Raw genomic sequence first — 12,443 nt, 5'->3', positions numbered from 1 at the left:
CGGCCGCCGGCCAGCCCTTTGCCGGGGTGCTGCCCGAAGGCCGGGCGATCCGCATCCTCACCGGCGCTGCCATCCCCGAGGGGGTCGATACCGTGATCCTGCAAGAGGACATCACCACCGACGGTGCCCGGATCAGCTTTCGCGGCCCCCCGAAACAGGGCGCCAACATCCGCCGCGCGGGCGAGGATTTCGCGATTGGTCAAACGGTCCTTCCCGCCGGGCGCCGCCTGACCCCGGCGGATCTGGCGCTGCTGGCGGCCTCGGGCGTCGCCGAGGTGCCGGTGCGCAAGCGGCTGCGGGTCGCGGTGCTCTCCACCGGAGACGAGCTGGCCGAACCCGGCGAACAGGCCCGCCCCGATCAGATCTACGACGCCAACCGGCCGATGCTGATCGCCATGTGCAGGCGGTTCGGGTTCCTGCCCGTCGATCTGGGCCGCGCCCCCGACGAACGCGCCGCGCTGGCCGCCTTTCTCGACCGCGCCGCCGACCGCGCGGATGTCATCCTGACCTCGGGCGGCGCCTCGGCCGGAGACGAGGACCACCTGGCGGCCCTGCTCAACCAAAGCGGCGCCATGGCGCTCTGGCGCATCGCCGTCAAGCCCGGCCGCCCGCTGGCGCTGGGCCTGTGGAACGGCACCCCGATCTTCGGCCTGCCGGGCAACCCGGTCGCCGCCATGGTCTGCACCTTGGTCTTCGCGCGTCCTGCCATGGGGCTTCTGGCCGGGCAGGGCTGGCAGGAGCCGCAGCGCCTGAGCCTGCCCGCCGGGTTCACCAAGACCAAGAAGCCCGGCCGCCGCGAATACCTGCGCGCCCGGCTGCGCGACGGCCGGGTCGAGGTGTTCCGCTCGGAAGGCTCGGGGCTGATCAGCGGGCTTTCCTGGGCCGAGGGCCTGGTGGAGCTGCCCGACGATGCCGCAAAGATCGAAATCGGCACCCCGGTGACCTACATCCCCTATGCCGCCTTCGGCCTCTGAGCTTTCTCTTGCCGGAAATATCCCGGGGTGAGCGTTGAAAATGCCGGCATTTTCAACGCGAGGGGCAGCGCCCCTTCTGCGCCGCCGCCGGCGGCTAGTCGAAGATGCCGGCAACCCGGCCCAGCAGCATGAAGGCGCGGGCGGTGCGGGTGTTCGAAAGCGCGGCGATCTCGGCATCCGAGGCGGTTTCCTCGAGCGCGACAAAGGTCTTGTCGAAGCGGCGCAGGAAATGATGCGCGGCATCGCGGAAGATCGGGTCCTGCTTCATCCGTCCCGCCGCCAGCGCCAGTGACGAGCGGTCGCGGATGCCGCCCAGCTGGGCGATCTGGCGCCCCCGCTCTCCGGCGGCGAAGCGGCGCCAGATTTCCGGGCGCGCCAGGTCGGGGCGCAGATCGTCCATGTAGATGCCGTCCTGGCTGAGCAGGGTCAGCACGTCCTGCGCCGCCTGGATCAGCTGGGCCGCCTGCCGGTCCTTGAGCGCCTTGCGCAACGCCTGGAACCCGGCCTTGTCCTCGGCGTTCTCGGGGAAGTTCAGGGCGCTGATGAACACCTCGCGATCGAGCGGCGGCGACAGGTCTTCGGCCGGGGTGCCCAGCGCCAGCAGGCCCTGGTCCTCGCCGCCCTGCTGCGCCGCCACCGGGTCGGCCGGCTTGCGGATGGCCCGCTCGGCCTCGCGGGTCGAGGTGAAGGTGGCAAGGGCGTTTTCGGTCTTGCGCTGGGCGGCGGCGATCTCATCGAGCTTGCGCGCCACCGAGGGTTCGCCCGCCGCCCGCCCGGCGACGCCCTGGGCCTGGGCGACATAGGTGCGGCGCATGGCGTCGATCGCCGCCTGCAAGCGGGCGCTTTCCTCGCGCATGATGCGGCTCGAGCGGGCGGCGGTCGCCGCCACCCAGATCATCGCCACCGGCATGAACACCGCCAGCATGGTCATCACGAAGCGCAGCGCGTCGATGTCGCCCAGCGATTCGCCGTCGACGACAAGGAAGAACGCGGCGGCGCCCAAAAGCCAGAGCAGGGACAGCAGCACCGCGATCACCTCGATCCCGGTGACCCGCGCCAGCGCGGGTTTTTCGTAAATGCCCAACGGGGTCGGGCCGCTCTCGCGCTCGTCGCTCATGGGTGCTCCTGCCGGTTCAGCGGTCAGACATAGGCGATGCTCAGCACTTCGTAGCTTTTCTCGCCACCGGGGGTGCGCACCTCGACACTGTCGCCCTCTTCCTTGCCGATCAGGGCGCGGGCGATCGGCGATTTGATGTTGAGCAGCCCGTTTTCGACATTGGCTTCATGTTCGCCGACGATCTGCCAGGTCTTTTCCTCGTCGGTTTCCTCGTCGATCAGTGTCACCGTGGCGCCGAACTTGATGGCGCCGGACAGGGTCTTCGGGTCGATGACCTCGGCCAGCGAAATCACGCCCTCCAGTTCCTTGATCCGCCCTTCGATGAACGACTGTTTCTCGCGGGCCGAGTGATATTCGGCGTTCTCCGACAGGTCGCCATGTTCGCGCGCTTCGGCGATGGCCTTGATGATGGCGGGTCGCTCGACCGTTTTCAGCTGCTTCAATTCTGTTTCCAGTGCCGCCGAGCCGGCACGGGTCATCGGTATTTTTTCCATGGGTCGATCCCGATCCTGGTGCGGTGTATCTGGTGACACCAACCGCGCGTTTTGCTGTTCTTGTCCCGAGAGTGCCCCGAGCGCTCTTTCAAAAGCAAGGGACCAGTCCCTTTGCAAGAGGAAATCCTCGGAATATCCTGCACCAGTGGCGTTTTGCACCATTTTGCCGTCGGGTTCGGATTGACGTTTTGTTCCAAGACGCGGTAGCACTCGCGAAACAAAATTTCCGCCAGCCCCCGGAAGGAAGGAAGCCAAAATGGCCGAGATCGAACGCGAAGCAATGGAATATGACGTCGTCATCGTCGGAGCGGGCCCCGCGGGCCTGTCCGCAGCGATCCGGCTGAAGCAACTGGATGCCGACATCAACGTGGTCGTGCTGGAAAAGGGCTCGGAAGTGGGGGCGCATATCCTCTCCGGCGCGGTGCTCGATCCCTGCGGTCTCGATGCGCTGATCCCCGACTGGAAGGAAAAGGGCGCGCCTCTCAATACGCCGGTCAAGGAAGACAACTTCTACATGCTCGGCGAAGCGGGCGAGGTGCGCATCCCCAACTTCCCGATGCCGCCGCTGATGAACAACCACGGCAACTACATCGTGTCGATGGCCAATGTCTGCCGCTGGATGGCCGAACAGGCCGAGGAACTGGGCGTCGAGATCTTCCCCGGCATGGCCTGTTCGGAACTGGTCTATGGTGACAACGGTGAGGTCAAGGGCGTTGTCGCCGGTGTCTTCGGCCTCGAGGCCGACGGCTCCTACGGCCCCGGCACCGAACCGGGCATGGAGCTGCACGGCAAATACGTCTTCCTGTCTGAGGGCGTGCGCGGCTCGCTGGCCAAGGAGGTGATCGCCAAATACGACCTTCAGGCCGGCAAGGACGTGCAGAAGTTCGGCGTCGGTATGAAGGAAATCTGGGAGATCGACCCGGCCAAGCACAAGGAAGGCACCGTCACCCACACCATGGGCTGGCCGCTGAACGGCAATGCCGGTGGCGGATCGTTCGTGTATCACCTCGAGAACAACCAGGTGTACGTCGGATTCGTGGTGCACCTGAACTACAAGAACCCGCATCTCTTCCCCTATATGGAATTCCAGCGCTTCAAGCATCACCCGATGATCGCCGAGCTGCTCGAAGGCGGTAAACGCGTGGCCTATGGCGCGCGCGCGATCTCGGAAGGCGGCTATCAGTCGATGTGCAAGATGGTGGCCCCCGGCGTGGCGCTGCTGGGCTGTTCGGTCGGCATGGTCAACGTGCCGCGAATCAAGGGCAACCACAACGCCATGCTGTCCGGCAAGGCTGCGGCCGAAGCCGCCTATGCCGCGATCCAGGATGGCCGCGCGGCGGACGAGCTGACCGCCTATGAGGTCGAGGTGCGCAGCGGCGCGATCGGCAAGGACCTGAAGAAGGTGCGCAACGTCAAGCCGATGTGGTCCAAATGGGGCATGCTGCCCTCGCTGGCGCTGGGCGGTCTCGACATGTGGACCAACACGCTGGGCTTCTCGCTGTTCGGCACGCTGAAACACGGCAAGACCGACGCCGAGGCGACCGAACCTGCCGACAAGCACAAGGTGCTCGACTATCCCAAACCCGACGGCAAGCTCAGCTTCGACCGGCTGACCAATGTCAGCTTCGCGATGACCAACCACGAGGAAAGCCAGCCCTGCCACCTGCGTCTGGCCGACGAGTCGCTGCCGATCGCCGTCAACCTGCCGAAATACGCCGAACCGGCGCAACGCTATTGCCCGGCCGGGGTCTATGAGGTGCTTGAAGGCGAGGACGGCCCGCGGTTCCAGATCAACTTCCAGAACTGCGTGCATTGCAAAACCTGCGATATCAAGGACCCCAGCCAGAACATCACCTGGGTCACGCCCCAGGGCGGCGACGGGCCGAACTATCCCAACATGTGAGCCCGCCATAGCATCACCAGACAGGGGCCGCCGATCGCGCGGCCCTTTTGTTTTCCGCGCAACCCGCTTCTGCCATTGCCGTTCACTCCCTGCGGCACTAGGTTCGTGGGGTACAACTGTTAGGGGGAGCCACGCTTGGCCACGTCACTGTTTCGCAACCTGACCTTGTCCCTCCTGCTTGCCGCAGCCGCGCTGCCCGCCGCCGCGGAGAGCCTCGCGGGCAGCTATCTCGCGGCGCGCCAGGCCACCTACGACAGTGATTTCGCCAAGTCGGCGCGCTACTACAGCCACGCGCTGGCCCAGGACCCTTCGAACCCGCAGCTTCTGGAAAGCGCGGTTCTGGCGCAGCTGTCGCTGGGGCGGCTCGACGCGGCGCTTCCGGTGGCGCGCAAGATCGTCGCCGATGGCTTGCAGAGCCAGCTTGCCAATATGGTGGTGGCCGCCGGAATGGTCGATCAGGGCGATTTTCGCGGGCTGGTGCAGGCCATCGAGAGCGGTCAGGGCGTCGGGCCGCTGGTCGACGGGCTGCTGTCGGGCTGGGCCCATATGGGAACAGGCGATATCACGCGCGCGCTCGAGGCCTTTGACGCGGTCGCCGAAGAGCCCGGACTCGGCGGGTTCGCAGCCTATCACCGGGCGCTGGCCCTGGCCTCGGTCGGCGATTACGAAGGCGCCGAGGCGATCTATTCCGACGATGGCAACGGCGCCATCCAGAGCACCCGAAGGGGCATTCTGGCGCTGGTCGAGATCCTGTCCCAGCTGGCGCGCAACGACGAGGCGGCGGCGCTGATCCAGGACGTGTTCCAGGGTGATCTCGATCCCGATCTCGCGGCGCTCAAGGCGCGGCTCGAAGCCGGCGAGAAACTGCCCTTCACCCATATCCGCAGTGCCGCCGACGGCGCCGCGGAAGTGTTCTTTTCGCTGGCCAACGCGCTGCGCAACGAAGCCTCGCCCGACTATGTCCTGCTCTACACGCGGGTGGCCGAATACCTGCGCCCCGACCATTTCGAGGCCCTGTTGCTGTCGGCCGAACTGCTCGAGGATCTCGGGCGGCACGAATTGTCGGTGGAAACCTATCGCAAGGTGTCGGCCGAACACCCGTCCTATCACGCCGCCGAACTGGGCCGCGCCGAAGCGCTGCGCCGCGCCGGCAGGCCCGAGGCCGCGGTCGAGGTGCTGGAACAGCTGGCGCGCCGCCACGGTGATCTGCCGGTGGTGCATTCCGCCCTGGGGGATCTTCATCGCCAGCAGCGCGATTTCGCCGCCGCCGTCGAGGCCTATGACCGGGCCCTGTCACTGTCGCAGCCGCAGGATTCCGGCCGCTGGTTCCTCTATTATGCGCGCGGCATCAGCCACGAAAGGCTCGGCAGCTGGGAACAGTCCGAGGCCGATTTCCGCCACGCGCTCGATCTCAACCCGGAACAGCCGCAGGTGCTGAACTATCTCGGCTATTCGCTGGTCGAAAAACAGGTCAAGCTGGACGAGGCGCTCGAGATGATCGAACGCGCCGTCGCGGCGCGCCCGGATTCGGGCTATATCGTCGACTCGCTGGGCTGGGTTCTCTACCGCCTCGGGCGCTACGGCGAGGCGGTCGCCCACATGGAACGCGCCGCCGAGCTGATGCCGGTCGACCCGGTGGTCAACGACCACCTCGGCGATGTCTACTGGGCCGTGGGGCGCCATCTCGAGGCCAGGTTCCAGTGGCGCCGTGCCCTGTCTTTCGTCGATGCGGACTCGGCGGAAGAGGCCAAGCCCGAGCGTATCCGCCGCAAGCTGGAGGTCGGGCTGGATCAGGTGCTCGAGGAAGCCGGCGAAGCGCCGCTGAAGGTCGCCAATGACGGTTGAGGTCTTCGCCCCGGCCAAGATCAACCTGACCCTGCATGTGACCGGCCAGCGCGACGACGGTTATCACCTGCTGGATTCGCTGGTCGTCTTTGCCGAGATCGGTGACACGGTCGCGGTGGCGCCCGCCGACAAACTGTCGCTCGCGGTCACCGGCCCCGAGGCCGCCGGTCTCGATGCGGGCCCGGGCAATGCCGACAATCTGGTGCTGCGCGCGGCGCGGCTGTTCGACGATCCCCGGGGCGCGCGGATCACCCTGACCAAACGGCTGCCGGTCTCGTCCGGCATCGGCGGCGGATCCAGCGATGCCGCCGCCACCCTGCGGGCGCTGGCGCGGCACTGGCAGGCCCCGCTGCCCGCGCCGGGGCGCTGCCTGTCGCTGGGGGCCGACATCCCGGTCTGCATGGCGCCCGGCGCCCAGCGGATGCAGGGCATCGGCGAGACCCTGAGCCGCATCGACGGCCTGCCCGAGATGGAGATCCTCCTCGTCAATCCGCGGGTGGCGGTCTCGACACCGGGCGTGTTCCGCGCCCTGACGCGAAAAACCAACCCGGCCATGGCGGAATCGCTGCCGCGCTGGGCCGGGCTTGGCGATTTCACCGCCTGGCTGCAGGCGCAGCGCAACGACCTGATGCCGCCGGCCCTGCACCAGCAGCCGGTGATCGGCGAGGTGCTGGCGGCGCTGCGGGCCAGTGGCAGCCTCAATGTCGGCATGTCGGGGTCCGGGGCCACCTGTTTCGGCCTGTTTCCGCCCGACGGGCGCGCGGCCGAGGCGGCGCGCCGGGCGCTGAGCGCCGCCTCGCACGGCCAGTGGTGGTGCGCCGCCGGCCCGGTGCTGGCCTGATCTTTCTCTTGCCGGAAGTATCCCGGGGGTGAATTGGCCGGCCGTCAGCCGGCCAAGCGGGGGCTGGCCCCCGTCCTTCCCGGTCCCCGTCCTTCCCGGACCCGGCCGCGGTGTCAGGTGACCCGCGCCACCACGTAATCCGCCAGGTCGCTCAACATGCTGCGGATCTCGTGCTCGGGCAGGGTCTCGATGGCCAGCTTGGCCTTGGCGGCCCAGGCCAGCGCATCCTGACGTGTCGCTTCCAGCGTGCCGTGCTTGTGCAGCAGGTCCAGCGCATGCTCCAGATCACCGTCATCCTGGCGACCTTTTTCGATGGTCTTGACCCAAAACGCCCGCTCGGCCTCGTCGGCCCTGGCCACCGCCTTGATCACCGGCAGGGTCAGCTTGCGCTCGCGGAAATCATCGCCGACATTCTTGCCGGTCTTGCTGCTGTCGCCCTGGTAATCCAGCAGGTCGTCGACGATCTGGAACGCAATCCCCAGCGCATCGCCATAGTCGAACAGCGCCTGCACATGCGCCGGATCGGCATCGGCAATCACCCCGCCAACCTCGGTGGCGGCTGAAAACAGCGCCGCCGTCTTGCCGCGCACGACCTGAAGATAGATGGCCTCGTCGGTGCGCAGATCCTGCGCCGCGGTCAGCTGCAACACCTCGCCCTCGGCAATGGTGGCCGAGGCATTGGACAGGATCCGCAGCACATCGATCGACCCGGTTTCGGTCATCAGCTGGAAAGAGCGCGAGAACAGGTAATCGCCGACCAGAACCGAGGATTTGTTGTCCCAGAGCAGGTTGGCGGTTGGCCGTCCGCGCCGCTGGGCGCTTTCATCGACCACATCATCATGCAGCAATGTGGCGGTGTGAATGAATTCCACCGTGGCGGCCAGATGCACGTGATAGGGCCCGTCATAGCCGCAGAGCCGCGCCGCGGCCAGGGTCAGCATCGGTCGCAGACGCTTGCCGCCGGCATTGACCAGATGGGCGGTCACCTCGGGGATACGCGGGGCGTGCTTGCTCGCCATGCGCTCCTGAATAAGCGTGTTCACGGCGGCCATTTCGGCGGCCAGAACGTCACTCAACGCTTCATGCGGTTTGGTTGCGGCGTGGTCCAGACCCATCACACTCCTGTCACAGGCCTCGACATTGCCTAGGACCTGCCCTTACATCTTCCCCATGAAAGAACTTCTGCGCAGCAACGATCCGACGATCATCGCCTTTGCCTCCGCCCTTCTTCAGGGGGAGGGTATAGACTGCTTTGAAATGGACGTAAATATGAGCATTCTCGAAGGCTCGATCGGAATCTTTCCGCGTCGCCTGATGGTGCGCTCGGATCAGATCGAAAGCGCGCAGCGGGCGATGCGCGACAATGGCATCGCATGCAGCCCATGACCGGCGGCGCGGCGCTGACGCAGAACGCCTATCTCGGCGGGCGCCTGACCATCCGCCAGCCGGCGCGGGGCTATCGCGCCGGGGTTGACCCGGTGCTGCTGGCGGCCGCGGTGGCGGCGCGCCCGGGCCAGTCGGTTCTCGAGCTGGGCTGTGGCGTCGGCACCGCGATCCTCTGTCTCGGCCACCGGGTGCCGGGTCTTGATCTGGTGGCGGTCGAGCTGCAATCCGACTATGCGGCGCTGGCAGAATGCAACGCCGATCTCAATCGTCAGCCGATGCAGGTCCATTGCGCCGATCTTGCGGCGCTGCCCGCCGATCTGCGCCAGCGGCGCTTTGACCACGTGATCGCCAATCCGCCCTATTTCGACCGCAGCACCTCGACCGCGGCGACAGATGCCGGCCGCGAGATCGCCATGGGCGAGGCGACGCCGCTGGCGACATGGGTATCGGTCGCGTCGCGCCGGCTGGCGCCGGGGGGGCATGCGACCTTCATCCATCGCGCCGAGCGCCTGCCCGAGCTTCTGGCCTGCATGGCGGCGCATCTGGGCGCGATCGAAGTCCTGCCGCTGCAACCCCGGCAGGGGCGCGCGGCCAAGCTGGTCTTGCTGCGGGCCCGCAAGGGCGGGCGGGCGGCGTTCCGCCTGCACGCGCCGGTGACGATGCATGTCGGGGCGCGCCATGAAGGCGACGGCGACAGCTATGGCGACCGGATCAGCGCAGTCCTGCGCCACGGGGCGGCGCTGGAATTCCCCGGATGACGTCCTTTGGCCCGCCGACGGGCGCCGGGTCGCGTCGACGGCCGCAATCCGGTCTGCGGCGCCGGAAACCGCGCCCGGTGACTGGCAAGATTCCGATCAATACCTAAATTGGAACTGTTGCAGCGTGACACACCGGTTTTTTTGTGGTGCACTGCAAGGGTTGAATGTCATTTTGAGAGGAGGACTGCCATGAGCGTGAGCTCGCATCTGCAAGAACTGAAACGGAAACACGAAACCCTCTCGGAACAGGTCGAAGCCGAGCAACGTGCCCCGGGTTCCAGCGATTTCGACATCGTCGAAATGAAGAAACAAAAGCTTAAGCTCAAGGAAGAAATCGAACGACTGTCGGTCTGATCAGGCCTTCATGCTGGCGCGCGCGGCAAGTGTCGCGCCGCCGGTGATCAACAGGGTGGCGGCGGCCAGCATCCAGCTTGGCTCGGCGACGCCGAAGCCCACGAGAACCAGCGTGGACAGCAGCGGGGCGGCATAGGACGCCGTGCCCAAAAGCTGAATGTCGCCCTGTTTCACCCCGATATCCCAGACATAGAAGGCCAGTCCGACCGGGCCCAGCCCCAGCGCCAGGGCCGATCCCCAGCCCAGCGCGCCGGCGGGCCAGACCGTCGGCTCGAGCATCAGGTGCAGCGCCCCCGACAGAAGCGCCGAGGCGATGCAGAACACCGCCACGGTTTCGGTCGGCACCGCGCCAAGCCGTCTGGAGCCGACCGAATAACCCGACCAGGTCAGGGCGCAGGCCAGCGCCAGCAGATAGCCGGGCAGGGCCTCGGTATCAAAGCCGTTGCCGCCGCCCCGGATGATCAGCGCCGCCCCGAGAAAGCCGCAGAGCGCCCCGGCAAGGTGACCCCGGCGCAGCCTCTCGCCGGGCAAGAGCCCCGACAGCAGCACGATCAGCAGCGGCCAGAGATAGGCGATCAGCCCGGCCTCGGCGGCCGGTGCAAGGCGCAGGGCGCTGAAATACAGCGCATGATAGCCGAACAGGCCGCAGGTGCCGAAGGCATAGACCTTCCAGTCGACCCGGCGCAGGCGGGCGAAACCACCGGTGCGGGCGGTCCAGATCAGGCCGATCGTGCCGCCGATAGCGAAGCAGATGGTGTTCAGCAGCAGGGGCGGGGTCGGTGCCGAGCCGACCGTGAACAATGCCAGCAGGGCCCAGAGCAGCACGGCCAGAAAACCGATCGCCGTGGCGCGGGTCCGGGTCATTGGGGAATATCCTCGATCGGGGTGATCTCCAGGTCGTCAGAGATATGCGACGTCTTGGCGATCTCGTCCAGAATCCACTGCCTGAAGGCCACGATCTGGGGCTTGGTCTCGGCCCCCTGCTGGCAGACGAAGCGAAACCGCGCCTGCAATCCGATGGCGCGTCTGAACGGCATCACCAGACGCCCCTCGTGGATGTCCTTGACCACCAGCGCGCGGCGGCCCAGCACCACGCCGGCACCGGCAAGGGCGGCGTCCACCGCGTGGTCGGCGCCGGTGAAACGCGGCCCGTGAGTGGCGTCGATATCGAGCTCCATCATGCGGAACCAGGCGGCCCAGTCGCTGCGCGGTGACAGGAAATCGATGCTCCCGTCATGGATCAGCGTCGCCTCGGCCAGTGATTGCGGGGTCGGGTAGCGGGCTGCCAGCTCGGGGGTCATGACCGGGGCGACCCATTCGCCGACCAGCGGCAGCGACCACAAGCCCGGCTCCTGCTTGTCGATGCCGAAACGGATCGCGACGTCGACCTCGTCGCGCCCGAAATCCAGAGACTTCAGGGTGGCGGTGAACCGCAGGTCGATCTCGGGGTGGGCGCGGGCAAATTCGTAGAAGCGTGGCGCCAGCCACTTGGCGGTGAAGGCCGGGCCGGCGGTGACCACCAGCGTGCTGTCGTCCGCCTGCCTGCGGGCCGCCTGCCATGCGGTATTGAGGGCGCGGAACCCTTCGGTCAGGCCGGGGGCAAGGCCGCGCCCGGCCTCGGTCAGTTCGACCGCGCGGTTGAGGCGGATGAAAAGCGCCGTCCCGAGGTGTTCCTCGAGCGACTTGATCTGGAACGACAGCGCCGCCGGCGTCACGTGCAACTCGTCGGCGGCACGGGAAAAGGACAGGTGTCGGGCGGCGGCCTCGAAGGCGCGCAGCGCAGTCAGCGGAGGCAGTCGGTCAGTCATTTCACTTAAGTAAAACTTAATCGAGTGCTTGAAAAGTCTCGTTTGTAAGAATTTTTCTTATGGATCACATTGGTGCCACATCAGGAAAACTTGTCTCAGGAGACAGCGAAATGATCGAAGCCGCACACAATGCCCGCATGCAGCAAGCCTTTTACCGCGCGCATCTTGCGCGCAGCGAGGCCTTTGTCAGCCTTCTGAGGTGGCTTGTTTCGTGCCTCCATGTTCCGCTGCGCCGCAGGGCACTTACGGAACCGTCCCGCTGCGCCTGAGGTCCGGGCACTTACGGGGCGAAACAGGGTCGTTTCCGCTTTGGAGGCGACCCTGTTTCCGGGGGCGAGCGGCAGCTCTGCACCCCTCGCGAAAGAAAAGGCCGCCCCGAAGGGCGGCCCTTGATGTCGATGGCTGATGGCAATCAGGAGAAGAACTGCGCACCGTTGGCCGAGATCGTCGATCCGTTGACAAAGCCGGCGTCGTCCGAGGCCAGGAAAGCCACGCAGCGGGCGATTTCCTCGGGCTCGCCCAGACGGCCGGCGGGGATGCCGGCGATGATCGACTCGCGCACTTTCTCGGGCACGGCCATGACCATTTCGGTGGCGATATATCCGGGGCAGACCGCGTTGGCGGTGATGCCGGCGCGGGCGCCTTCCTGGGCCAGCGACTTCACGATGCCAAGGTCGCCGGCCTTGGTGGCGGCATAGTTGACCTGAGCGAACTGGCCCTTCTGGCCGTTGACCGACGAGATCACGATGACGCGGCCGAACTTGCGTTCGCGCATGCCCGGCCAGACCGGATGCACGGTGTTGAACACGCCGGTCAGGTTGGTGTCGATCACGTCTTTCCACTGCTCGGGGGTCATCTTGTGGAATGGTGCGTCGCGGGTGATCCCGGCATTGGCGACGACGACGTCGATCGGGCCCAGATCGGCCTCGACCTGGGCGATGCCGGCGGCGCTGCTTTCGTAAT

13 protein-coding genes are annotated in these 12,443 nt (G+C 66.6%); 7 read left to right on the top strand and 6 right to left on the bottom strand.

Translation table 11 applies throughout. The annotated features are described in order from the left end of the window. Positions 1-974, top strand: a 974-nt coding sequence (locus ABZD10_RS08255; protein ID WP_372885737.1) for a molybdenum cofactor synthesis domain-containing protein, incomplete at its 5' end; no start/stop codon positions are given. Positions 975-1,068: 94 nt separating this feature from the next. On the opposite strand, the gene ABZD10_RS08250 is transcribed toward ABZD10_RS08255, so the two are convergent. Further along, positions 1,069-2,091, bottom strand: a complete 1,023-nt coding sequence (locus ABZD10_RS08250; RefSeq protein ID WP_372885736.1) for a hypothetical protein — start codon at positions 2,089-2,091, stop codon at positions 1,069-1,071. 23 nt (positions 2,092-2,114) lie between these two features. Further along, entirely contained in the window at positions 2,115-2,585 is a 471-nt protein-coding gene (greA, locus tag ABZD10_RS08245; protein ID WP_372885735.1) for a transcription elongation factor GreA, read from the bottom strand. Between the two features lie 256 nt (positions 2,586-2,841). Here greA and ABZD10_RS08240 point away from each other — a divergent pair, with 256 nt between their 5' ends. From ABZD10_RS08240 to ABZD10_RS08230, 3 genes are all read left to right on the top strand, one after another. Further along, entirely contained in the window at positions 2,842-4,488 is a 1,647-nt protein-coding gene (locus ABZD10_RS08240) for a 4Fe-4S dicluster domain-containing protein (RefSeq protein WP_372885734.1), read from the top strand. A gap of 135 nt (positions 4,489-4,623) precedes the next feature. Beyond that, on the top strand, positions 4,624-6,333 hold the full coding sequence (locus ABZD10_RS08235) for a tetratricopeptide repeat protein (RefSeq protein WP_372885732.1): 1,710 nt from the start codon (positions 4,624-4,626) through the stop codon (positions 6,331-6,333). After that, on the top strand, positions 6,323-7,174 hold the full coding sequence (locus ABZD10_RS08230) for a 4-(cytidine 5'-diphospho)-2-C-methyl-D-erythritol kinase (protein ID WP_372885731.1): 852 nt from the start codon (positions 6,323-6,325) through the stop codon (positions 7,172-7,174). The genes ABZD10_RS08235 and ABZD10_RS08230 overlap by 11 nt, the downstream gene beginning before the upstream one ends. A 113-nt stretch (positions 7,175-7,287) precedes the next feature. Here ABZD10_RS08230 and ABZD10_RS08225 read toward each other — a convergent pair whose 3' ends face one another. Beyond that, a complete protein-coding gene (locus tag ABZD10_RS08225) occupies positions 7,288-8,289 on the bottom strand; it encodes a polyprenyl synthetase family protein (RefSeq protein WP_372885729.1) in 1,002 nt (333 codons plus the stop codon). 55 nt (positions 8,290-8,344) lie between these two features. Between ABZD10_RS08225 and ABZD10_RS08220 the strand changes: the two genes are divergently transcribed. The 3 genes from ABZD10_RS08220 (at position 8,345) to ABZD10_RS08210 (ending at position 9,672) form a co-directional block, all read left to right on the top strand. Further along, a complete protein-coding gene (locus ABZD10_RS08220) occupies positions 8,345-8,560 on the top strand; it encodes a DUF2007 domain-containing protein (RefSeq protein ID WP_372885728.1) in 216 nt (71 codons plus the stop codon). Continuing rightward, positions 8,548-9,318 carry a tRNA1(Val) (adenine(37)-N6)-methyltransferase gene (locus ABZD10_RS08215; protein ID WP_372885726.1) on the top strand — a complete coding sequence of 257 codons (771 nt, stop codon included), beginning with the start codon at positions 8,548-8,550 and terminating at the stop codon, positions 9,316-9,318. The genes ABZD10_RS08220 and ABZD10_RS08215 overlap by 13 nt, the downstream gene beginning before the upstream one ends. Positions 9,319-9,507: 189 nt before the next feature. Continuing rightward, complete coding sequence (locus ABZD10_RS08210; RefSeq protein ID WP_372885725.1) at positions 9,508-9,672, top strand: YdcH family protein; 165 nt, start codon at positions 9,508-9,510, stop codon at positions 9,670-9,672. On the opposite strand, the gene ABZD10_RS08205 is transcribed toward ABZD10_RS08210, so the two are convergent. From ABZD10_RS08205 to ABZD10_RS08195, 3 genes are all read right to left on the bottom strand, one after another. Next, a complete protein-coding gene (locus ABZD10_RS08205; RefSeq protein ID WP_372885723.1) occupies positions 9,673-10,536 on the bottom strand; it encodes a DMT family transporter in 864 nt (287 codons plus the stop codon). Beyond that, positions 10,533-11,480, bottom strand: a complete 948-nt coding sequence (locus ABZD10_RS08200; RefSeq protein WP_372885722.1) for a transcriptional regulator GcvA — start codon at positions 11,478-11,480, stop codon at positions 10,533-10,535. Before ABZD10_RS08200 ends, ABZD10_RS08205 begins: the two co-directional genes overlap by 4 nt. Positions 11,481-11,892: 412 nt before the next feature. After that, positions 11,893-12,443 (bottom strand): SDR family oxidoreductase (locus ABZD10_RS08195; RefSeq protein ID WP_372885721.1); only part of this gene is annotated, 551 nt, incomplete at its 5' end.

The organism is Shimia sp. (genome assembly GCF_041624275.1).
Taxonomy (GTDB): domain Bacteria; phylum Pseudomonadota; class Alphaproteobacteria; order Rhodobacterales; family Rhodobacteraceae; genus Shimia.
The sequence above is the reverse complement of the archived record's forward strand: the minus strand, read 5'-3'. Positions and strand labels throughout refer to the sequence as shown.